Origin of the sequence: Pseudomonas parafulva (assembly GCF_000800255.1) — a bacterium.
In the GTDB taxonomy this organism is placed as follows: domain Bacteria; phylum Pseudomonadota; class Gammaproteobacteria; order Pseudomonadales; family Pseudomonadaceae; genus Aquipseudomonas; species Aquipseudomonas boreofloridensis.
In genome coordinates this window covers 2868113-2889517 of the sequence record NZ_CP009747.1, presented here as the reverse complement: position 1 = coordinate 2889517, position 21405 = coordinate 2868113, and the positions used below count along the sequence as shown (strand labels likewise).

General features: G+C 64.2%; 22 protein-coding genes, 1 tRNA gene and 1 riboswitch. Of the genes, 18 read left to right on the top strand and 5 right to left on the bottom strand.

Going from position 1 to position 21405, the window contains the following annotated elements; genetic code table 11:
* The first annotated feature begins 147 nt into the window (after window positions 1-147).
* Together NJ69_RS12355 and nadA are read left to right on the top strand one after the other, a co-directional pair.
* Entirely contained in the window at window positions 148-1656 is a 1509-nt protein-coding gene (locus tag NJ69_RS12355; RefSeq protein WP_039579462.1) for a YdgA family protein, read from the top strand.
* A gap of 246 nt (window positions 1657-1902) precedes the next feature.
* Window positions 1903-2961, top strand: coding sequence for a quinolinate synthase NadA (gene nadA, locus NJ69_RS12350; RefSeq protein WP_029611882.1), 1059 nt, complete (start codon window positions 1903-1905; stop codon window positions 2959-2961).
* A gap of 40 nt (window positions 2962-3001) precedes the next feature.
* Here nadA and NJ69_RS12345 read toward each other — a convergent pair whose 3' ends face one another.
* A complete protein-coding gene (locus tag NJ69_RS12345) occupies window positions 3002-4435 on the bottom strand; it encodes a M48 family metalloprotease (RefSeq protein WP_039579459.1) in 1434 nt (477 codons plus the stop codon).
* A 109-nt stretch (window positions 4436-4544) separates the two neighbouring features.
* On the opposite strand from NJ69_RS12345, the gene NJ69_RS12340 reads away from it, so the two are divergent.
* The gene (locus NJ69_RS12340) at window positions 4545-4784 is read left to right on the top strand and encodes a sulfurtransferase TusA family protein (RefSeq protein WP_029611879.1); all 240 of its coding nucleotides are present in this window, start codon (window positions 4545-4547) and stop codon (window positions 4782-4784) included.
* A gap of 23 nt (window positions 4785-4807) precedes the next feature.
* Window positions 4808-5878, top strand: a complete 1071-nt coding sequence (locus NJ69_RS12335) for an AI-2E family transporter (protein WP_039579457.1) — start codon at window positions 4808-4810, stop codon at window positions 5876-5878.
* A 50-nt stretch (window positions 5879-5928) separates the two neighbouring features.
* On the opposite strand, the gene NJ69_RS12330 is transcribed toward NJ69_RS12335, so the two are convergent.
* Both NJ69_RS12330 and NJ69_RS12325 read right to left on the bottom strand, forming a co-directional pair.
* Window positions 5929-6402 (bottom strand): peroxiredoxin, encoded by a 474-nt coding sequence (locus tag NJ69_RS12330; RefSeq protein ID WP_039579454.1) that lies wholly within the window; start codon window positions 6400-6402, stop codon window positions 5929-5931.
* A 12-nt stretch (window positions 6403-6414) separates the two neighbouring features.
* Window positions 6415-6972: a glycine cleavage system protein R gene (locus NJ69_RS12325; protein WP_029611876.1), complete on the bottom strand. Its 558-nt coding sequence runs from the start codon at window positions 6970-6972 to the stop codon at window positions 6415-6417.
* A gap of 258 nt (window positions 6973-7230) precedes the next feature.
* Between NJ69_RS12325 and dapA the strand changes: the two genes are divergently transcribed.
* From dapA to NJ69_RS12300, 5 genes are all read left to right on the top strand, one after another.
* Window positions 7231-8118, top strand: coding sequence for a 4-hydroxy-tetrahydrodipicolinate synthase (gene dapA, locus NJ69_RS12320; protein ID WP_039579451.1), 888 nt, complete (start codon window positions 7231-7233; stop codon window positions 8116-8118).
* A gap of 17 nt (window positions 8119-8135) precedes the next feature.
* Window positions 8136-9251, top strand: a complete 1116-nt coding sequence (gene bamC, locus NJ69_RS12315; protein WP_029611874.1) for an outer membrane protein assembly factor BamC — start codon at window positions 8136-8138, stop codon at window positions 9249-9251.
* A complete protein-coding gene (locus tag NJ69_RS12310; RefSeq protein ID WP_039579447.1) occupies window positions 9252-10010 on the top strand; it encodes an MBL fold metallo-hydrolase in 759 nt (252 codons plus the stop codon).
* 29 nt (window positions 10011-10039) lie between these two features.
* The gene (gene purC, locus NJ69_RS12305; RefSeq protein ID WP_039579444.1) at window positions 10040-10750 is read left to right on the top strand and encodes a phosphoribosylaminoimidazolesuccinocarboxamide synthase; all 711 of its coding nucleotides are present in this window, start codon (window positions 10040-10042) and stop codon (window positions 10748-10750) included.
* 90 nt (window positions 10751-10840) lie between these two features.
* Window positions 10841-10930, top strand: a tRNA-Ser gene (locus NJ69_RS12300).
* Window positions 10931-11081: 151 nt separating this feature from the next.
* Here the strand turns inward: NJ69_RS12300 and NJ69_RS12295 are convergent.
* Complete coding sequence (locus tag NJ69_RS12295; protein WP_052192108.1) at window positions 11082-12017, bottom strand: cupin; 936 nt, start codon at window positions 12015-12017, stop codon at window positions 11082-11084.
* Window positions 12018-12249: 232 nt separating this feature from the next.
* Here NJ69_RS12295 and hda point away from each other — a divergent pair, with 232 nt between their 5' ends.
* The 3 genes from hda (at window position 12250) to NJ69_RS12280 (ending at window position 14392) form a co-directional block, all read left to right on the top strand.
* The gene (hda, locus tag NJ69_RS12290; RefSeq protein WP_029611863.1) at window positions 12250-12954 is read left to right on the top strand and encodes a DnaA regulatory inactivator Hda; all 705 of its coding nucleotides are present in this window, start codon (window positions 12250-12252) and stop codon (window positions 12952-12954) included.
* Between the two features lie 121 nt (window positions 12955-13075).
* The gene (locus tag NJ69_RS12285; RefSeq protein ID WP_039579442.1) at window positions 13076-13717 is read left to right on the top strand and encodes a C40 family peptidase; all 642 of its coding nucleotides are present in this window, start codon (window positions 13076-13078) and stop codon (window positions 13715-13717) included.
* A 135-nt stretch (window positions 13718-13852) separates the two neighbouring features.
* Entirely contained in the window at window positions 13853-14392 is a 540-nt protein-coding gene (locus tag NJ69_RS12280; protein WP_039579439.1) for a C40 family peptidase, read from the top strand.
* 37 nt (window positions 14393-14429) lie between these two features.
* Here NJ69_RS12280 and NJ69_RS12275 read toward each other — a convergent pair whose 3' ends face one another.
* The gene (locus tag NJ69_RS12275) at window positions 14430-15008 is read right to left on the bottom strand and encodes a hypothetical protein (RefSeq protein WP_039579437.1); all 579 of its coding nucleotides are present in this window, start codon (window positions 15006-15008) and stop codon (window positions 14430-14432) included.
* A 138-nt stretch (window positions 15009-15146) separates the two neighbouring features.
* Window positions 15147-15362, top strand: a riboswitch (cobalamin riboswitch).
* A gap of 147 nt (window positions 15363-15509) precedes the next feature.
* Between NJ69_RS12275 and cobO the strand changes: the two genes are divergently transcribed.
* From cobO to NJ69_RS12245, 6 genes are read left to right on the top strand one after another with little or no spacing between them, the layout of a single operon-like run.
* Entirely contained in the window at window positions 15510-16121 is a 612-nt protein-coding gene (gene cobO / locus NJ69_RS12270; RefSeq protein ID WP_039579434.1) for a cob(I)yrinic acid a,c-diamide adenosyltransferase, read from the top strand.
* Window positions 16118-17416 (top strand): cobyrinate a,c-diamide synthase, encoded by a 1299-nt coding sequence (locus NJ69_RS12265; RefSeq protein ID WP_245219445.1) that lies wholly within the window; start codon window positions 16118-16120, stop codon window positions 17414-17416. Before cobO ends, NJ69_RS12265 begins: the two co-directional genes overlap by 4 nt.
* On the top strand, window positions 17413-18063 hold the full coding sequence (gene bluB, locus NJ69_RS12260) for a 5,6-dimethylbenzimidazole synthase (RefSeq protein ID WP_029611859.1): 651 nt from the start codon (window positions 17413-17415) through the stop codon (window positions 18061-18063). The genes NJ69_RS12265 and bluB overlap by 4 nt, the downstream gene beginning before the upstream one ends.
* Entirely contained in the window at window positions 18060-18968 is a 909-nt protein-coding gene (gene cbiB, locus NJ69_RS12255) for an adenosylcobinamide-phosphate synthase CbiB (protein WP_029611858.1), read from the top strand. Before bluB ends, cbiB begins: the two co-directional genes overlap by 4 nt.
* On the top strand, window positions 18961-19953 hold the full coding sequence (gene cobD / locus NJ69_RS12250) for a threonine-phosphate decarboxylase CobD (RefSeq protein ID WP_039579428.1): 993 nt from the start codon (window positions 18961-18963) through the stop codon (window positions 19951-19953). The genes cbiB and cobD overlap by 8 nt, the downstream gene beginning before the upstream one ends.
* The gene (locus NJ69_RS12245) at window positions 19950-21404 is read left to right on the top strand and encodes a cobyric acid synthase (protein ID WP_029611856.1); all 1455 of its coding nucleotides are present in this window, start codon (window positions 19950-19952) and stop codon (window positions 21402-21404) included. The genes cobD and NJ69_RS12245 overlap by 4 nt, the downstream gene beginning before the upstream one ends.
* The last annotated feature ends 1 nt before the right edge of the window (window position 21405 follow it).

Genomic DNA, 21405 nt, shown 5'->3' with positions numbered 1-21405 from the left:
TTGCGGTGTGATCTCAGGTGGTGCCTCACATTTCAACAACAAAAACTGCGCTGCCTCACACCGTTTCGTTTACCGGGAATGCTACCCTTTGCGACCAGCGCGACTCGCGCACCTTCCCAGCCCTATGGACAGCAAACGGTTCTATTCATGAAGAAATCAGTAGGCATTCTCTCCGGCCTGGCCGTCGCCATCGCCGTCGTCACTACCGCCGGCGCCTGGTACACCGGCAAGCAACTGCCCGCCGAGCTGGAGCAATCCATCGCGCGCGGCAATGCGGAGCTGCAGAAGGCCCTGGTAGGCACCGGTGGCACCATGACCATCGAACTGGTCTCGCTGGAGCAGCACCTGTTCACCAGTCAGGCCCAGTACCGCCTCAAGGCCAATGACCTGCGCCTGAACGAAGGTGAGCCGGTGAGCTTCGAGGTGGGTGTCAATGACCACATCGAGCATGGCCCCTTCCCCTGGTCGCGGGTCAAGGTGCTCAAGTTGCTACCCGTGATGGCCGTGAGCAATAGCCAACTGCAGAAGGACGACACGACTGCACCCTGGTTCGCCGCCGCCAGCGACAAATCGCCGGTCGTCGGTCAGGTCACTCTGGGGTATGGCGGTGGCGTGCAGAGCGATATCCAGCTGGCGCCAGTCAAGCTCGACGAGGGCGACGGCAACGTCATGGACTTCGGTGGCATGCAACTGCTGCTCAAGGGTGACAAGGAAGGCAAGGACCTCGAGATCCACGGCGAGTCCCAGCGTCTGGACATGACGCTGGTGGGCGATGACCACCCGCCGGTGAAGCTGCAGATGAGCGGCTTCAAGATGGGCGGCGAGCTCGGCAAGTCCGATCACGACATGCTCTATCTGGGCCATCTGGACCTGTATCTGGCCAATCTGCAAGCCACCCTCGGGCCCAAGCAGGAGGTGCTGGTGCTCAAGGGGCTGGAGCAGAACAGCCTGTCCACCGCCGAGGGCAAGGATCGCGTGGGCGGGCGCGTGGAGTACAAGGTGTCCGATATCACCTATGCCGGTCGCCAGGTGGGCAGTGGCCAGATGGTCATGAGCATGAAGTCGATCAACATGGCAGCGGCGCAGGCACTGCTCGAGTGGTACCAGAGCAAGTTGCCGGAGCTTCAGGCAGCCGCTGCCCAGGGCGAAGGGCAAATGGCGCCGCAGATGACCCCCGAAGAAGAGGCCAAGGTGAAGGCCGATCTGCAGAAGCTGCTGGCCGACAAGCCTCAGTTCGCGCTGGAGGACCTGTCGTTCAAGACAGCCAATGGCCAGAGTCGCTTCAATCTGAGCATGGACTTCGCCAACCCCACCTCCTTCGACCTGCCGCCTGATCAACTGATCAAGCAACTGGTCTCGCGCCTGCAGAGCAAGTTGACGGTGTCGAAGGCGATGGTCAGCGACCTCACCACCCTACAGGCGCTGCTCGACGGTCAGACCGACGCCCAGGCGATCGCCATGCAGTCCAGCCAGGCCGGCGAGATGCTTGGCGTGATGGCGTTGCAGAGCGGCATGGCCACTGTCGAGGGCAATGACGTGGTGTCGAGCCTGAACTACGCCGACGGCATGGTCGACTTCAACGGCAAGAAGATGCCGGTCGAGGAATTCGTCATGATGATGAGCGCGCAACTGGCAGTACTGTCGCCTCAAGGCTGATCGCTCAGGCGTTGTCTGGCGAGTCGCCTGTCCCCTACGGTGCAATGCCGCAGGGGGTGGGCGATTCAGCTGTCTGAAAAAGCGCTTTTGCATTGCCCCGATTGCCTGTAGCCTTCGCCGTCCGAATAACAATCCGTGCCCGCAGGTGGGCCGCGATGACCCGCCATCTGGGGTCTGCGGCACCTTTAGCCGATCTGCCAGGGCCGGGTGATACACTCGATCGACGCGCATGCAGGTCCAGCGATCATGACCCAGATTTCCGAACGTCTCCTGGTTCAAGCCCATCTTGACGCCAAGCAGCCCCATCCGCTGACGCCCGAGCAAGAGGCCGATTACCGTGCGGCCATCGCTGCCGAACTCAAGGCGCAGAACGCGGTGCTGGTCGCCCATTTCTATTGCGATCCCGTGATTCAGGCGTTGGCCGAAGAAACCGGTGGTTGCGTTTCCGACTCCCTTGAAATGGCCCGCTTCGGCAACAACCATCCGGCCGACACCGTGGTGGTGGCTGGGGTACGTTTCATGGGCGAGACGGCGAAAATCCTCACCCCGGAAAAGCGCATCCTGATGCCCACCCTCGAGGCGACCTGCTCGCTGGACCTGGGTTGCCCCGTGGAAGAGTTCTCGGCGTTCTGCGATCAGCATCCCGAGCGAACCGTGGTGGTCTACGCCAACACCTCGGCGGCGGTGAAAGCGCGCGCGGACTGGGTGGTGACGTCCAGTTGCGCCCTGGAAATCGTCGAGAGCCTGATGGACAACGGCGAGACGCTGATCTGGGGGCCGGACCAGCACCTGGGGCGCTACATCCAGAAGCAGACGGGCGCCGACATGCTGCTGTGGGACGGTGCCTGCATCGTCCACGAAGAGTTCAAGTCGCGGCAACTGGCCGATATGAAAGCGCTGTATCCGGACGCAGCGGTGCTGGTGCACCCGGAGTCGCCAGAGTCGGTGATCGAGCTGGCCGATGCGGTGGGCTCCACCAGCCAGTTGATCAAGGCTGCGCAGACCTTGCCCAATACCACCTTCATCGTCGCCACCGATCGCGGCATCTTCTACAAGATGCAGCAGTTGTGTCCGGACAAGGTCTTCATCGAAGCGCCGACCGCGGGTAACGGCGCAGCCTGCCGCAGTTGCGCGCACTGTCCGTGGATGGCGATGAACACCCTGGAGCGCACGCTGGACTGCCTGCGTCAGGGCAGCAACGAAATCTTCGTGGAGCCGGCGCTGATTCCCCGTGCGATCAAGCCGCTCAAGCGCATGCTGGACTTTACCCAGGCGGCGCGGATGAAGCTTTCCGGCAACGCCTGAGCAGACGTGAAAAGGGCCGCTGAGCGGCCCTTTTCGTTGATCAGCGCATCATCTCCTTGACCATGCGCTGCTGCTCCATGATCTCCCGCTGCCGCTGGTCGATCTGCGAGGCCAGTGGGAAGTTGGTGCCCGCCCGGCGCTTGGCGAAGTCCAGTTGCTGAATCGCCTGGTCGAAATCTCCGACCAAGGTGAAGTATTCGGCCCGCGCCCGGTGCAGGCCAATGGTATTGCCCGACAGCCCACGTACCTCGGCCACGTCGTACCAGACATCCGGATCGTCCGGACGATTCTTCACCAGATCGTCCAGCACCTTTTCCGCTTCGGCCGGTTTGCTCTGCTTGACCAACAGGTCGGCGCGTACCTGTTTGAGCGGGTAGTTCCCCGGATACAGGCCCTGCATGCGTTCGGCGCGCTGCTGGGCGTCGGCCAGGCGGTTGTTGGTGATGTCCAGGTCGATCTGCGCCAGGTTGTAGGTAATGTCGTTGGGCGCCTTGGCCAGCAGCGGCTTGAGGTTCTCGCGCGCTTCGTTGAGCTGACCGCCCTTGATTTGCGCCAGCGCCAGACCATAGCGGGCGGCATCGAGGTTGGGGTTTTCATCGAGCTGGGCGCGGAAACGCTTGGCTGCAAGCCCTGGGGTGCCTTCGTAGGTCAGGGCGACGCGGGCGCGAATCAGTTGATAGCGCATGCTGTCTTCGACGCCGCCCTTGGGCGCCTGTTCGGCGCGGTTGCGGGTGTCGGCGATGCGCGATTCGGTGACCGGGTGGGTCAGCAGGAATTCCGGGGGCTTGGCATCGTAGCGGTATTGCCGGGCCAGGCGCTCGAACATGCTCGGCATGTTGCGTGGGTCATAACCGGCCTTTTCCAGATTGAGGATGCCGATGCGGTCGGCTTCCTGCTCGTTCTGCCGGGAAAAGCGTCGTTGTTCCTGCATGGCGGCCGCCTGGGTGCCGGCGATCACGCCGATGCCAGCATCGCCGCCACCGCCCGCGGCCAGCACGATACCGGCCAGTAGCGCGGCCATCATCGGCAACTGCATGCGCTGCTGGGCCTCCACGCCGCGGGCGAAGTGGCGTTGCGACAAGTGCGCCAATTCGTGGGCCAGCACCGAGGCATACTCGCCCTCGGTCTGGGCGTTGAGGAACAATCCGCCGTTGACTCCGACGATGCCGCCGGGCGCGGCGAAGGCGTTGAGCTCGCGGCTGTCGATGAGGATGAATTCCAGGCGGCGGTCCTGCAACTGGCTGGTTTCGGCCAGCTTGTACACGCTGGTCTCGACGTAGTCCTTGAGTTGTGGATCGTTGAGCTGATTGACCTGGCCACGCAGCAGACTCAACCAAGCGCGACCGAGCTGGTGTTCCTGCTGCGGCGAAACGATGGCGGAGCTGGCATCACCCAGCGACGGCAGGTCGTCGGCGTGGCCAGGAAGGGCCATCAAGCAGGCCAGCGTCAGCAGGGTGGGGCGCAGTAGGTTCATGCACGAAGCTCGCGTCGATCAAAGCGCTTACTGTAGCCCGCTCGCACCGCGCAGACCAGTGCAGGTATCCTAGCGGCCCTGCCTGTCGTCACACCCTGGAGCCCGCGCGATGACCGATACCCCGACCTGCGACGCCGAACTCGATGCCTGTGGGCTGAACTGCCCGCTGCCGCTGCTCAAGGCCAAGATGGCGCTCAATCGACTGGACAGTGGCGCAGTGCTCAAGGTGGTGGCGACCGACGCCGGTTCGCAGCGCGATTTCCGCACCTTTGCCCAGCTCTCCGGTCACAGCTTGCTGGCCGAGGCTGCCGAGTCCGGTGTCTACACCTATTGGCTGCGCAAGGCCTGAGTCTTTTTCTGCAAGGATCGTCAATGTTCAAGGTGCTTCGTGATTGGATGCAGCGCTACTTCTCCGATGAGGAAGCGGTGGTGTTGGCGGTCTTGCTGTTTCTCGCTTTCACGGTGGTCCTCACCCTCGGCGGCATGCTCGCGCCCGTGCTGGCGGGCATGGTGTTGGCGTTCCTGATGCAGGGGCTGGTCAATGCCCTGGAGCGCTTCAGGGTGCCCACGCGTGCGGCGGTGTGGCTGGTGTTTGCGCTGTTCCTCGGGGCGCTGGCGGTGGTTCTGCTGGTGCTGGTGCCGTTGCTGTGGCATCAGTTGATCACCTTGTTCAACGAACTGCCGGGCATGCTCGGCAAATGGCAGTCATTGTTGCTGCTGCTACCCGAGCGCTACCCGCATCTGGTCTCCGACGAGCAAGTGCTGCGGGCCATCGAGTCGGTGCGTGGCGAAATCGGCAAGTTCGGTCAGTGGGCGTTGACCTTCTCGTTGTCGAGCCTGCCGCTGTTGGTCAATGCCATGATCTACCTGGTGCTGGTGCCGATCCTGGTGTTCTTCTTCCTCAAGGACCGCGAACTGATCGCCCGCTGGGTCAGCGGCTACCTGCCCCGCGAGCGGCGATTGCTGACCCGGGTGGGTGATGAAATGAACCGGCAGATCGCCAACTACATCCGTGGCAAGGGCATCGAGATCCTGATCTGCGGCAGCGCTACCTACATCGCCTTCATTACCCTGGGGCTCAACTATGCCGCGCTGTTGGCGTTGTTGGTGGGATTGTCGGTGGTGGTGCCCTATGTGGGGGCGGTGGTGGTGACCGTGCCGGTCACGCTGATCGCACTGTTCCAGTGGGGCTGGGGCGATCAGTTCATCTACCTGATGGCGGTTTACGCGATCATCCAGGCGCTGGACGGCAACGTGCTGGTGCCGCTGCTGTTTTCCGAAGCGGTGAGCCTGCACCCGGTAGCGATCATCTGCGCGGTACTGCTGTTCGGCGGGTTATGGGGTTTCTGGGGGATCTTCTTCGCCATTCCGCTGGCGACCCTGTTCAAGGCGGTACTCGACGCCTGGCCGCGGCAGGAGCCAACGGTTGCGCCGATGCTCTAGGGTCGGGGCGGCCGGGTGACGGGCTCACCCACCACCCGTGCGGGCTGCTCTTACGCCTTGCTCAGCGCCTGCGCGGCCGCCAGCACGGCATCCACGTGCCCGGGCACCTTGACCCCCCGCCATTCCTGCCGCAGCACGCCGTGCTGGTCGATCAGGAAGGTGCTGCGATCGACGCCCAGGTATTCCTTGCCGTAGAGCTTCTTCAGCTTGATCACGTCGAAGAGCTGGCACAGCGCTTCGTCCTTGTCACTGATCAGATCGAAGGTGAAGCCCTGCTTGGCCTTGAAGTTCTCGTGCGATTTGATGCCATCGCGCGAGACGCCGAAGATCACCGTGTTGGCGGCCTCGAATGCCGGCTGCTGGTCGCGGAAACCCTGGCCTTCGGTCGTGCAGCCCGGCGTGCTGTCCTTGGGGTAGAAATACAGCACCACCTGTTTGCCTTGAAGTTCGGACAACGTGACGGTGCGACCGCCGGTGGCCTGGGCCTGGAAGTCGGTGACGGGTTGATCGAGGGCTACGGCCATGGGCATGACTCCTTAGACAGGGTTCTGTGGGCGCCAGGGTTCGATCAGCGCATCCAGGTTCAAGGCGTCGGCGAAGTCCAGGAACTGGTCGCGCAGCCAGCTGATCTGCGTGCCGGCTGGCAGGATCACGGTGAATTGGGCATTGAGCATGCTGCTGCCCGTCTGCGGCGCCAGATAGGTGTCGCAGGTCATGGCGTCGAGTTCGACGCGGTGATCGAGGAAGAACTGGCACAGTTCATTGACGATGTCCGGGCGGTAGGCGGCGCTGACGTAGGCGACGTAGGGCAGGGCTTGAGGGCGGACCTCCTGCTCGGCGCTGCGCACCACATCGAGGGTCAGGCCATGCTTCTTGCCCAGACCTGGCAAGGTCGTTTCAAGGCGAGCCAGGGCATCCCAGCTGCCGCCGACCTGCAGCACCAGGGCGCTGGTTTCGCCGTGGCGCGACAGGCGCGAGGTGACCACCGCGCAGCGGTTTTCAAAAGCTGCGCGGCTGAGGACATTGGCAAGCTCCATGGGATTGGGGCCCAGGGCACTGATGACGAGGAACTGTTCGCGGGGAGCGGTGGACATGCAGCATTCCTAAAGCGATGAGCGGTCGGCGCAGGACGACGGCAGGCCTGCTCGTGGCCGGTGTGGGTAGCGCTCGAGGACGCTGAAACACCGACTGAAGGCACCGTCGACAGCCCGGCGGGCTGCACTGCGCCGATCAAAGGGTCAAGGGTAGCGAAAAGCGGCGCCGAGGGGAATGCTCCGCCCGCCAGCTTCGCTTGTGCAAGGTCGATGGCGCCAGTACCATTACCGCTCTCTTTTTCCGGCAGGAGCAGGTTCATGATCGCGGGCAGTATGGTGGCACTCGTCACACCCATGGATGCACAAGGGCGTCTGGATTGGGAAAGCCTCGATAAACTGGTCGACTTCCACCTGGAAAAAGGCACTCACGCGATCGTTGCCGTCGGCACCACCGGCGAATCCGCCACCCTCGACGTCGAAGAACACATCCTGGTCATCAAGCACGTGGTCGAGCGCGTCAAGCGCAGCCCGCGCCGCATCCCGGTGATCGCCGGCACCGGCGCCAACTCGACGGCCGAGGCCGTGCACCTCACGCAGAATGCCAAAAGCGCCGGAGCCGATGCCTGCCTGCTGGTCGTGCCGTACTACAACAAGCCGACCCAGGAAGGCCTGTACCAGCACTTCAAGCACATCGCCGAAGCCGTCGACATCCCGCAGATTCTGTACAACGTGCCCGGCCGCACCTCCTGCGACATGCAGGCCGAGACCGTGATCCGCCTGTCGAGCGTCAAGAACATCATCGGCATCAAGGAAGCCACGGGCGACCTGGCCCGTGCCAAGGCGATCATCGAAGGCGTCGACAAAGAGTTCCTGGTGCTGTCCGGCGATGATCCGACCGCTGCCGAGCTGATCCTGCTGGGCGGCAAGGGCAATATTTCCGTCACCGCCAACGTCGCTCCGCGCGAAATGGCCGATCTGTGCGAGGCCGCCCTTGCGGGCAATGCCGAGAAGGCCCGCGAGATCAATGATCGACTCATGCCGCTGCACAAGAACCTGTTCTGCGAAGCCAACCCGATCCCGGTGAAATGGGCGATGGTTGAAATGGGTTTGATGCACAAAGGTATTCGCCTGCCGCTCACCTGGCTGAGCCAGGGTTGTCACGAACAAGTCCGTACTGCCTTGCGCCAGTCCGGCGTACTGGTTTAATCGAGGAAGTACACCGCATGAAGCGACTGGCTGGTCTTTCCGCTCTCGCCCTGATCATCTCCAGCACCAGTGGGTGCGGCTGGCTCTGGGGCGAAGATGGCTATTTCCGCGACCGCGGCAGCGATTACCTGCAGGCGCACTCCACTGCGCCCATGCAGCTGCCGCCGGACGCCACGCATGTCAAACGCATGGATCCGCTGCTGCCGATCCCGCGCAACGTGGCCGACGACACCGCCACCGGCGAGTTCGAGGTGCCTCGTCCGCAGCCGCTGTCGGCCAGCGCCGACGTCAGCGAGTTCACCCTGCAGCGCAGTGGCGCCAACCGTTGGGTGCTGGCTCAGCGCTCGCCCGCCGAGGTCTGGCCGGTTACCCGCCAGTATTTCGAGGACAACGGCTTCCGCATTGCCGAAGAGCGCCCGCAGACTGGCGAATTCAATACCACCTGGCAGCGTTTCGATGAGCTGTCCGCCTCGCTCGGCCAGCGTCTGGCCAGCACCTCCAGCAGCCCGAACAGCGAAGTACGTGTACGGGTGCGCATGGAGCCGGGTGTGCAGCGCAACACCTCGGAAGTCTACGTGGTCAGCGTCGAGCGTCCGGCCGGCAGCAGTGCCGAGCCCGATTTCCCGAGCACGTCGAGCAACACGGGCGTCGATGCACTGCTGGTCGACGAACTGCTGGCCAGCATGAACCGCAGCGCCGAGAAGGGTGGTTCGGTGTCGTTGCTCGCCGAGCGCGACTTCGACGTGCCCAGCCAGGTCAGCCTGACCGAAGACGGCAGCGGCAACCCGGTGCTGTTCCTCGGTTCCGACCTGGACCGCGCCTGGTCGGGCGTGGGTCGTGCGCTGGAGCAGGGCGAGTGGCGCGTCGAGGACATCAACCGCAGCCTGGGCCTGTACTACATCAACCTGTCCGAGAAACCCGAAGACAAGAACGATCAGCCCGGCTTCTTCAGTCGCCTGTTCGGCAGTGCGCCGAGCAAGGAAGAACGTGAAGCTCGCGCCGAGCGTTATCAGGTCCGCCTGAGCAAGGTGGGTGAGAACGTTCAGGTCACCGTCGAGAAGAACATCAACACCGTGGCGCCGGCCGATGTGGCCCGTCGCGTGCTGAGCGCCATCCAGGACCGACTGGGCTAAGTGCGCTTCGCGGTACTGGGAAGCGGCAGCCAGGGAAATGGCACGCTGATCGCCAGCGACGACACGTTCGTCCTGGTCGACTGCGGTTTCTCCCTGCGCGAAACCGAGCGGCGCCTGGCGCTGCTCGGGGTGTCGGCCGCACAGCTGAGCGCTGTGCTGGTGACCCACGAACATGCCGACCACGTGCATGGCGTTGGGTTGCTGGCGCGGCGCTACAATGTACCGGTGTACCTCAGCCAAGGCACGCTGCGCGGCATGCGCAAGCCGGTGGAGGTCGCCGGTTTTCTCGGTTGTGGCGATGTGCTGGAGGTCGGCAGCCTGCAGGTCAGCGCGGCGCGGGTCGAGCATGACGCGCAGGAGCCGCTGCAGTATGTGGTCAGCGACGGTCGCCGCCGCTTCGGCATGCTCACCGACCTGGGTAGCTACGACATGCGCCTGTTGCAACGCTACGAGGGCCTCGACGCCTTGCTGATCGAAGCCAACCACTGCCGTGATCTGCTGGCGCGCGGGCACTATCCGTACTTTCTCAAGCAACGGGTCGGCGGCAATCAGGGCCATCTGAACAACCATCAGGCCGCCAACCTGGTGGCCGAGCTGGGCTGGCGACACCTGCAGCATCTGGTGTTGGCCCACCTGAGCAGCAAGAACAACCTGCCACAACTGGCGCGTCAGTGCTTCGTCGACACCTTGGGGTGCGATCCGGACTGGCTCCAGGTGGCGAATCAGGAACACGGGCTCGACTGGCGCGAAATCGCCTAGCCCAACCATTCAAGCAAGCGGAGCCCATCATGGAAAAACGCGACGAACTTTACCGCGGCAAGGCCAAATCGGTGTACAAGACCGACGACGCCGACCGCCTGATCCTGCTGTTCCGTAACGATACCTCGGCGTTCGACGGCAAGCGCATCGAGCAGCTCGATCGTAAAGGCATGGTCAACAACAAGTTCAACGCCTTCATCATGCAGAAGCTCGAAGAAGCTGGCGTGCCGACCCAGTTCGACAAGCTGCTGGGCGACAACGAGTGCCTGGTCAAGAAGCTGGACATGATCCCGGTCGAGTGCGTGGTGCGCAACTATGCTGCTGGCAGCCTGGTCAAGCGCCTGGGCGTGGAGGAGGGCATCAAGCTCGAGCCTTCCACCTTCGAGCTGTTCCTGAAGAACGATGAGAAGGGCGACCCCTTCATCAACGAATCTCACGTGGTGGCATTCGGCTGGGGCACCGCCGAGCAACTGGTGGAGATGAAGAAGCTGTCGCTGAAGGTCAACGACGTGCTGAGCAAGCTGTTCGACGACGCTGGCCTGCTGCTGGTCGACTTCAAGCTGGAATTCGGCGTCTTCCACGGCCAGATCGTACTGGGCGACGAGTTCAGCCCTGACGGCTGCCGTCTGTGGGACAAGGAAACCCGCAAGAAGATGGACAAGGACCGCTTCCGCCAGGGCCTGGGTGATGTCATCGAGGCGTACGAAGAAGTCGCCAAGCGTCTGGGCGTGCCGTTGTAATCAGCGCCCTCACGCAAGCGCCTGATACCACGCGAATTTTTTCAAAAAAAGTTTGCCAGAAACGAAAACGCTGGTATGATGCGCGCCACTGGAGAGATGCCGGAGTGGTCGAACGGGACGGATTCGAAATCCGTTGTACTGGCAACAGTACCTAGGGTTCAAATCCCTATCTCTCCGCCATACAGATAAAGCTCAAAACCCCTGATTTCAGCTATGAAGTCAGGGGTTTTGTGTTTTTGGGCTTGTAAGCGCCTCGTCGATGGTAACGGCTACGATCCACGCAGTGCGTGACCCTCCCTGCTGGCGGCCTCGACCGCGCAGAAAATAGACCTCAACTGAAACGAATGTCCAACGAGCGCAGGTAGGTTTGCAGGCCGGCGTCCTGGATCGGGATCAGGTAGGCATCTCGATCCTTGGATTCGTTGTAGTGGGCGTGCCAATAGCCCGGCGGCGTGACGAAGGCCAGGCCCGGCTGCCACTGCACGCGGGTCGGGTTGACGATCTGGCCACTGTCGTCCAGCGCGGTGCCGACCAGGGTGTAGCAACCTTCGGGGCAGTCGATGATGAAGTCCAGGGCCACTGATTGATGCCGGTGGGGCTTTTGCACGGCGCCGGTCGGAACGATACCGTACATGGCCCAGAGCACGTGGGTAACGGTGCGGGTCTGCGGGAAATGCTTGTTGCCCAGCAGAATGCTGACCCGGCTGCGATCGGCGGCGCGGGGGTCGTTGGCGGCCTCTTGAAGCTTGGCGTTGGCCACCTCGGCCGGGTAGAGCGTCGGTGCGAAGCGCTCGCTGCACGCTTTGACGCCGAGGTAGCGCAGTAGCGGCTCGTCGTGAACGTAGTACAGGCGCGCATCCTGGCTAGCTGTAAGCACCGTGTTGCGCAGGCCTGGCATGGTCATGAAGCTGCCGCGATTCCACTCGAATGACGCTTCGCCATAGGTGAAGCTGCCGGCGCCGTCGATCACATAGAGCACCTGCGACGTGGCGTTGGGCTTGAGGGTGAGGCTGTCGCCGGCATTGAGGCGGATGAAGTTGGCGCTCAGACCTGGGCTGGTCGCCGGGCCTTCGGTGCCCAAGCGATCGCTCAGGTCCAGGGCGACGATATGGCTGGCACCGTCGCTGTAGAGCGAGCTGGGAAAAGTCTGGAAAGGTATCTGGGAAATCAGCTTGGCGGCGATGGGGTTGGCGGCCTTGCTGTATTCGAAGTATTCGGCATCCTCTACGGGAGCTTGCGACGGCGACAAGCGATGGATCGAGCTCATGGGCCTCTCCTCACGGTATTGGGGTGGCAGTTGGTTTGAGTAGCGTAGAACAGATGCTCGCAAACCGGCGTCGGACGGGCTGAACAGCATGCCCGAAGTGCCTGATAACTGGCGCAAACCGTTGATTTAGCTTGGGGTATTGGGTTGCCCGATTGTGCCGCCCGTCCGCCAGGTATAGACTTTGCACACTTTCACCAAAGGTCCCCTTTGGTCCTCGCGACCGCCAGCCAGCATGAAACCGATCCAGTTGCCCCTGGGTGTGCGCCTGCGCGATGACGCCACCTTCATCAACTACTATCCGGGCGCCAATGCCGCAGCATTGGGCTATGTCGAGCGGCTGTGCGAAGCGGACGCTGGCTGGACCGAGAGTCTCATCTATTTGTGGGGCAAGCAGGGGGCAGGGCGCACGCACCTTTTGCAGGCTGCCACTCACCGCTTCCAGCAACTCGGCGAGCCGGCGGTGTACCTGCCGCTGGCGCAATTGCTCGAGCGTGGTGTGGAGTTGCTCGATCACCTGGAACAGTACGAGCTGGTGTGCATCGACGACCTGCATGTGATCGCCGGCAAGGCCGATTGGGAAGAGGCGATGTTCCACCTGTTCAATCGCCTGCGCGACAGCGGCAGGCGCCTGTTGCTGGCGGCCTCCAGTTCGCCGCGCGAGCTGCCGATCAAACTGCCCGATCTCAAATCGAGACTCACCTTGGCGCTGGTGTTCCAGATGCGCGCCTTGTCCGACGAAGACAAGCTGCGCGCTTTGCAATTGCGTGCCTCGCGCCGCGGTCTGCACCTGACCGACGAAGTCGGACACTTCATTCTGACCCGTGGCACGCGCAGCATGAGTGCGTTGTTCGATCTGCTCGAACGTCTCGATCAGGCCTCTTTGCAGGCCCAGCGCAAGCTGACCATCCCCTTCCTTAAAGAGACGCTTGGCTGGTAGTTCTGGAGGTCGCCGACGCCTTAGAACACAGAAGTCACATTTTCTTCGATAAAATTTGCAAATGATTCCGATAGAAGGCATAGTTTCCCCCTTCCAACGGATCCCAGACACGGTCGTGCCCATGCTGAAGCGCTTCGCACCCCTCGTGCCCCTCGCACTCGTGACCCTGCTTTTTGGCTGCGCGGCCCAAGGCCCAGTTTCCCAGCCCCAGGATCGCCCCTCGGTGACCGCGCAGAGCGCGGCCAAAGCCAAGGCTTCGCACTCGTCGGTGTTCGACGAGGAAGACCTGGCCACCGAAGAAGACCTCCAGGCCTTTTCCCGCAATAGCAAACCCTACGAGCTCCCGGTGCTGGCTGACAGCATTCTCGAGCGTGGCATGGCGCTGATCGGCACCCGCTATCGCTTCGGTGGGACCTCGGAGCAGTCCGGTTTCGACTGCAGCGGCTTCATCGGCTACCTGTTCCGCGAAGAGGCGGGCATGAACCTGCCACGTTCCACCCGCGAGATGATCAACGTTGACGCCCCCAAAGTGGCGCGCAACAAGCTCAAGCCAGGCGACCTGCTGTTCTTCAGCACCAATGGCCGTGGCCGTGTCAGTCACGCCGGCATCTACCTGGGCGACAACCAGTTCATCCACTCCAGCAGCCGCCGCAGCGGTGGCGTGCGCATCGACAGCCTCGGTGATCGCTACTGGAGCAAGACCTTCCTCGAAGCCAAGCGCGCCTTGGCCATGGCACCGACCACAACGTTGTCACGAAACTAATAGCACTTTGCTGTACTCTCAACACGGCGACTGGCTGAAAAGCGAGTCGCCGTGCGCATTTACGAATAGCGTCTAATCTAAATTCTCAACTCTTTCATCGGCTGCGGCCGATCGGTTTCAGACAGGTTCTGACCCATGGCGATCATGACGCGCTTCGCATTCCTCTCGATGGTGGCCCTGCTCGCCGCCTGTTCCAGCCGTGCTCCCACTCCGCCACCCGCCGTCAAGCCGCCGGTGGTCTTCGTCGATCAACCGTCCTCTTCGCCTGTGGCCGACGATGTGCTGATCCGTGCCATCGGCCTGGTGGGCACCCCCTACCGCTGGGGCGGCAATACCCCGGACTCGGGCTTCGATTGCAGTGGTCTGATCGGCTATGTGTATCGCGATGCGGCAAACATCAGCCTGCCGCGTTCGACCCGCGAGATGATCGTGATGCGCGCGCCGACGGTGAACATCAACGCGCTGCAGTCGGGCGATCTGGTGTTCTTCGCCACCGGGGGCGGTTCGCGGGTGAGCCATGCCGGCATCTATGTGGGCGAGGGGCGTTTCGTGCATGCGCCGTCCAGCGGTGGCACCGTGCGCCTGGACTACCTGTCCAACAGCTACTGGTCCAGGGCCTACCTTCAGGCCAAACGAGTGCTCAATCCCTCGGGCCATCTGGCTCAGAATCCCTAGCGGGTGGATGTGGGGCCGCTGACCGGCCCCTAGTGCTTCACGCCTGCTTGATCAACACTGCCACACCCGGGTGATACTGCCCTGCCTCGTTGTGCAGCTTGCGATAAGCGTAAGGGAAGTACCAGGCGATGGCGCAGGCCGTGTGCTTGCTCAGGTCGTCGACCATGTCCTGCAACTCTTCCGGGCTGGCATGCTGCCCGGCCTTCCACGGACTGACGAACAGAGCCCCCGCCTTGAACTGGCTGGGGTAGACCGACAGGCGCGCCAGCGCGGCGGTTTCTTGCAAGGCGGTGGCCAGGTCCAGTCGGGCGATCTTTGGCCAACGCTGTGCGGTGAGCAGGTGCAGGGATTGTTCGGCATCGGCGATGCACAGGTCGCAACGTCCCTCGCGGTCACCTTCGTCACGTTGTTTCTTGCCCTGATACTGCTGCAGCGCGACACGCTCGGCCTGCCAGGCGGCAGCGGCCAGCAGTCCGGCATTGGCCTGGGCGCCATGCCAGTAGGGGGCGTCGCTTTCACCGTGGATCTGATTGAAGCGGTCGATGCATTCGACCCAGCGCTCGAATACCGGTCGCAGGAACTCCAGGTGCGGGTTGTGGATGATCAAGCCTTGCATGACGCGTTCTCCTTTTATTTATGATCGCGTTCAGCTGATTGATGGCTATGTGATATCACTGTCTTATCCTTGAGACAAGCACCCCGAAGACTCGTTCGTCATCCGTGTTCAATTGACGCTCCCGGTGCAACCCTCTAACCTTCGCCGCGTGTTTCAGGTGCTCTGCGGACAGCCTCCGGCAGAGTGAAACTGGGAAGCCGGTGGGCGCCGCAGGGCGCGAATCCGGCGCTGCCCCCGCAACGGTAGGTGAGTCAAGGCCGCGCATGGCCACTGGGCAGAGTCCGGGAAGGCGCGCGGTTTCGGGCCAGAGCCCAACTCACGAGCCCGGAGACCGGCCTGTCACTGCCAACGGCATCACGGAGGGTGATGCGCGCGGTCCCGTGGTCTGTCCGCGGCCATTGCGTGCTCCCGTCTGCACCTGCCTGCCTTGATTACCTGTCGCTGCCTGGTGCCCACCCGCGAGTGCCCGACCGGCGCGTCGACAGCTTGCGGAGTACCCACATGAACGAATCCCCCGAACGCGACGAACGCCACCTGGCGCGCATGCAGCGCAAGAAGGCGGTGATCGACGAACGCATCGCCAACTCCCCCAACGAATGCGGCCTGCTGTTGGTGCTCACCGGCAACGGCAAGGGCAAGAGCAGCTCGGCGTTCGGTATGCTCGCCCGCGCCATGGGCCACGGCATGCAGTGCGGTGTGGTGCAGTTCATCAAGGGCCGCAACAGCACCGGCGAAGAGCTGTTCTTCCGGCGGTTCCCCGAGCAGGTGCGTTATCACGTGATGGGTGAGGGCTTCACCTGGGAAACCCAGGACCGTCAGCGTGACATCGCTGCCGCCGAAGCCGCCTGGGAGGTGTCACGCGCGCTGCTGCAAGACCCTGGCGTGCAGTTCGTGGTGCTCGATGAACTCAACATCGCTCTCAAGCATGGCTATCTGGAGCTGGATCAGGTCCTGTCCGATATTCAGGCACGGCCACCGATGCAGCATGTCATCGTCACCGGCCGCGGCGCCAAGCCGGAAATGATCGAACTGGCCGATACCGTCACCGAGATGGGTATGCTCAAGCACGCCTTCCAGGCCGGAATCCGCGCGCAAAAGGGCGTCGAGCTGTGACCCCAGGCACTCGGCAATGCCCGGCGGTGTTGATCGCAGCCCCTGCCTCCGGCCAGGGCAAGACCACCGTCACCGCCGCCCTGGCGCGTCTGCATCGCAACCTTGGACGCCGGGTGCGCGTGTTCAAGTGCGGGCCTGACTTTCTTGATCCTATGATCCACGAGCGGGCCAGCGGCGCGCCGGTGTATCAGTTGGACATGTGGATGATCGGCGAGGCCGAAAGCCGTCGCCTGTTGTGGGAGGCGGCTGCCGATGCCGACCTGATCCTGATCGAAGGTGTGATGGGCCTGTTCGACGGCACGCCCTCGAGCGCTGATCTGGCGCGGCATTTCGGCGTGCCGGTGCTGGCGGTGATCGACGGCACCGCCATGGCCCAGACCTTCGGCGCCCTGGCCTTGGGCCTGGCGCGCTATCAGCCCGACCTGCCGTTTGCCGGCGTGTTGGCCAACCGCGTAGGCAGCCTGCGCCACGCGCAACTGCTCGAAGGCAGCCTGACCGAAGGCCTGCGTTGGTACGGTGGGCTTTCCCGCGAGCGCGGCATCGAGCTGCCCAGTCGTCATCTGGGGCTGGTCCAGGCCAGCGAGCTGAACGACCTGGACGCACGCCTGGATGCCGCTGCCGAGGCGTTGGGCGCCAGTTGCGATGCAGCCCTGCCGCCACCGGTGAGTTTCGTCGAACCGCCGGCCCAGCGGCGGCAGGCCAGCCTGGCCGGCGTGCGCATCGGCGTGGCCCGCGACGAGGCTTTCGCCTTCCTCTATGGCGCCAACCTCGATTTACTGCGCGACCAGGGCGCCGAACTGGTGTTCTTTTCACCGCTGCATGATAGCCAGTTGCCGATGGTCGACAGTCTGTATCTGCCGGGTGGCTACCCCGAGCTCCATCACCTTGCCCTGGCGGCCAACACGCCGATGTGCCAGGCGATCCGTGCCCATCATGCGCAGGGCAAGCCGTTGCTCGCCGAATGTGGTGGCATGCTTTATCTACTCGAGACCTTGACCGACGTGTCCGGCGAGCGCGCCGAGCTGCTCGGCCTGCTGCCCGGCGAAGCGGTGATGCAGAAGCGTCTGGCCGCACTGGCGCTGCAGACGGTCGAGTTGCCCGAGGGTGCGCTGCGTGGCCACACCTACCACCACTCGCTGACCAGCACCGACCTGGTTCCCATCGCCCGGGGCCAGAGTCCCAACGGTGGACGCGGCAACGAAGCAGTCTATCGACAGGGCCGGCTGACGGCCTCTTACGTGCACTTCTATTTTCCTTCCAATCCAGAGGCGGCGGCGGCGCTGTTGCGACCATGAACCCACATGCCTTCAGTGCGGCCGAGCGCGCGGCGGTCTATCGCGTCATTGGCGAGCGTCGCGACATGCGTCACTTCATCGGCGGCGAGGTGGCGCCGACGCTGCTCGCCCGGCTGCTGGCGGCCGCGCATCAGGCACCCAGTGTCGGTCTGATGCAGCCGTGGCGTTTCATCCGCATCAGCCAGCCCACGCTGCGCGCGCGCATCCAGGCACTGGTGGAGCAGGAGCGAGTGCTCACCGCAGAGGCGCTCGGCGAGCGCTCCGACGACTTCATGAAACTTAAGGTCGAGGGCATCGGTGAGTGCGCTGAAGTGCTGGTCGCGGCCTTGATGGATCAGCGTGAGCCGCACATCTTTGGCCGTCGCACGCTGCCGGAAATGGACTTGGCTTCGATCGCCTGCGCCATCCAGAACCTGTGGCTGGCCGCCCGCGCCGAGGGGCTGGGCATGGGCTGGGTGTCGCTGTTCGACCCGCAGGCGCTGGCCGAACTGCTGGGCATGCCGGCCGGTGCCCAGCCGGTGGCCGTGCTGTGCCTGGGCCCGGTGGCGCAGTTCTACGAGGCGCCGATGCTGGTGCTGGAGGACTGGGCCCGCGAACGCCCGCTGAGTGAGATGCTCTACGAGAACCAGTGGGGGACCCCGGCATGAGCATCGCCTTGCTGACCGTGGCGGGCGTCGCGCTGGACGCGCTGCTGGGCGAGCCGCAGCGACGCCATCCATTGGTGGCCTTCGGCAACTTCGCCGCCCGTTTGGAGCAGCGCCTGAACGCCGGCGGACGGGGTTGGCGCAGCCACGGCGTCAGCGCCTGGTTCCTGGCGGTGGTGCCGCTGACCCTGCTGGCGCTGATCCTGTCCTGGCTGCCGGTCATCGGCTGGCTGGTGGAAGCCTTGGCATTGTACTGCGCGCTGGGCATGCGCAGCCTGGGCGAGCACGTGCTGCCAGTGGCCCAGGCCCTGCGCCAGGGTGACCTGGACGAAGCGCGGCGGCGCGTGGGCTACCTGGTCAGCCGGGAAACCTCCGAGCTGGATGCTCCCGCCGTGGCCCGCGCCGCCACCGAATCGGTGCTGGAAAATGGCAGTGATGCGGTGTTCGCCGCGCTGTTCTGGTTCGTCGTGGCCGGTGCGCCCGGTGTGGTGCTGTATCGCCTGAGCAATACCCTGGATGCCATGTGGGGCTACCGCACGGCGCGCTTCGAGCGCTTCGGCTGGGCGGCGGCGCGCATCGACGATGCCCTGAACTATGTGCCCGCTCGTTTGGTGGCACTGACCTACGCGCTGCTCGGCAAGACCCGTCTGGCGCTGCGCTGCTGGCGCAACCAGGCGCCGCACTGGGACAGCCCCAATGCCGGCCCGGTGATGGCCGCCGGCGCCGGCGCCCTGGGTGTCGAGTTGGGTGGCCCGGCGGTGTATCACGGCGAGCTGCACGACCGTGCGCGGCTGGGTGAAGGGCTGGCGGCCGACGCCGACGCCATCGAGCGTGGCTGGAGCTTGGTGCAGCGCGGTGTCTGGCTGTGGTTGCTGGTGATCTGCCTGGGAGCCTGGCTGTATGCTTGAACACGGTGGACGTTTGTTGCGCGCGGTACGCGAATACGGCATCGCGCGTCAGGACTGGCTCGACCTGTCCAGCGGCATCGCGCCGTGGTCATTCCCCATTCCTGAAGTCCCGGCGCAGGCCTGGGCGCGGCTGCCCGAAGTCGAGGACGGCTTGGAGCAGGCGGCGCGCAGCTACTACGGCGTGGCGCAACTGCTTGCCGTGGCCGGTTCGCAGGCAGCGATTCAGGCGCTGCCGCCACTGCGCCCGCGAGGTCGGGTCGGCGTGCTCTGGCCCTGTTACGCCGAGCATCCACAGGCTTGGCGCCAGGCCGGACATCGCCTGCTGGAGTTCGACGAAACCCAGGTCGAGGACGCCCTGGACAGCCTCGATGTGCTGGTGCTGGTCAACCCCAACAACCCCACCGGACGCTGCGTGTCGCGCGAACAGTTGCTCGACTGGCATGCGCGTCTGGCCCGGCGCGGCGGTTGGCTGGTGGTGGACGAAGCGTTCATGGACAACACGCCGGCCCTCAGCGTGGTCGATCAGGCCGGGCGCGCCGGGCTGATCGTGTTGCGCTCGTTCGGCAAATTCTTCGGCCTGGCCGGTGTGCGGCTGGGTTTCGTGATGGCCGAAGCATCGCTGCTGCAAGCACTGGCCCACGCGTTGGGGCCTTGGACGGTCAGTGGTCCGGCCCGTATCGTCGGCCAGGCCTGCCTGGCCGACGTCGAGCAGCAGCGGGCGCAGATCGAGCGCTGTGCTCAGGCCAGCGCGCGACTCGCCACGCTGCTCGAGGGCTGCGCGTTGCCGGTCAGCGGCGGTTGCGACCTGTTCCAGTACCTGCGCCATCCATGCGCCGCGCAGTTGCAGGACTTCCTCGCCCGTCGCGGTATTCTCGTACGCCTGTTCGAGACGCCCTCGGCGCTGCGCTTCGGCTTGCCTGCCGATGCGGCGGACGAACAGCGCCTGCGTCAGGCCTTGCAGGCTTATCACAAGGAATCGGCATGACGACCCTCATGGTGCAAGGCACCACTTCCGATGCTGGCAAGAGCACCTTGGTCACCGCGTTGTGCCGCTGGCTGCTGCGCCAGGGCGTCGCCGTGGTGCCCTTCAAGCCACAGAACATGGCCCTCAACAGCGCCGTGACCGCCGACGGCGGCGAGATCGGCCGGGCCCAGGCGGTGCAGGCCCAGGCCTGCAACCTGGCGCCGCACACCGACATGAACCCGGTGCTGCTCAAGCCCAACAGCGATACCGGCGCGCAGGTGATCGTCCATGGCCGCGCGGTGACCAGCATGAACGCGGTCGCCTACCACGACTACAAAGCCATCGCCCTGCAAGCGGTACTGGCTTCGCACCAACGCCTGAGTGCGGCCTATCCCGTGGTGATGGTCGAAGGTGCCGGCTCGCCGGCCGAGATCAACCTGCGGGCCGGCGACATCGCCAACATGGGCTTCGCCGAGGCGGTGGACTGCCCGGTGATTCTGGTCGCCGACATCAACCGCGGCGGGGTCTTCGCCCATTTGGTCGGCACCTTGGAACTGCTTTCTCCGAGCGAGCAGGCGCGGGTGAAGGGGTTCGTCATCAACCGCTTTCGCGGTGACATCGCCTTGTTGCAGCCGGGGCTGGACTGGTTGGAGCAGCGCACCGGCAAGCCGGTACTGGGGGTGTTGCCCTACGTCACCGACCTGCACTTGGAAGCCGAGGACGGCATTGATCGACGCCAGTCGACCAAGGGCGATCGGCTGCTCAAGGTGATCGTGCCGGTGCTGCCGCGCATCAGCAATCACACCGACTTCGACCCGTTGCGCCTGCACCCGCAGGTGGACGTGCAGTTCATCGGCCCCGGCCAACCGATTCCGCCGGCCGACCTGATCATCCTGCCCGGCTCCAAGAGCGTACGTGGCGACCTCGCCCAGTTGCGTGCGTGTGGCTGGGAGCGCGCCATCGCCCGTCATCTGCGCTACGGCGGCAAGCTGATCGGCATCTGTGGCGGCTTGCAGATGCTCGGCCGGCACGTGCACGATCCGCTGGGCCTGGAAGGTCCGGCCGGGAGCAGCGAGGGCCTGGGGCTGTTCGACTACGCGACGGTGCTGGAAGCCGACAAGCAGTTGCGCAACGTCAGCGGCGTGCTGAGCCTGGAACAGGCGGCGGTGAGCGGCTACGAGATCCATGCCGGCGTCACCCAGGGCCCGGCGCTGGAGCAGCCTGCACTACGGCTGGCCGATGGCCGCGCCGACGGTGCCCTGAGTGCGGACGGACAGATCCTGGCCACCTACCTGCATGGCCTGTTCGAGGGCAGCGATTCGTGCGCGGCGTTGCTGCGCTGGGCCGGGCTCGAGGCGGTCGAGCGCGTCGACTACCACGCCCTGCGCGAGCGCGACATCGAGCGTTTGGCCGACCTGGTCGAACAGCATTTGGATACCGCGCATCTGCGTGCACTGTGTGGAGTCGCCTGAC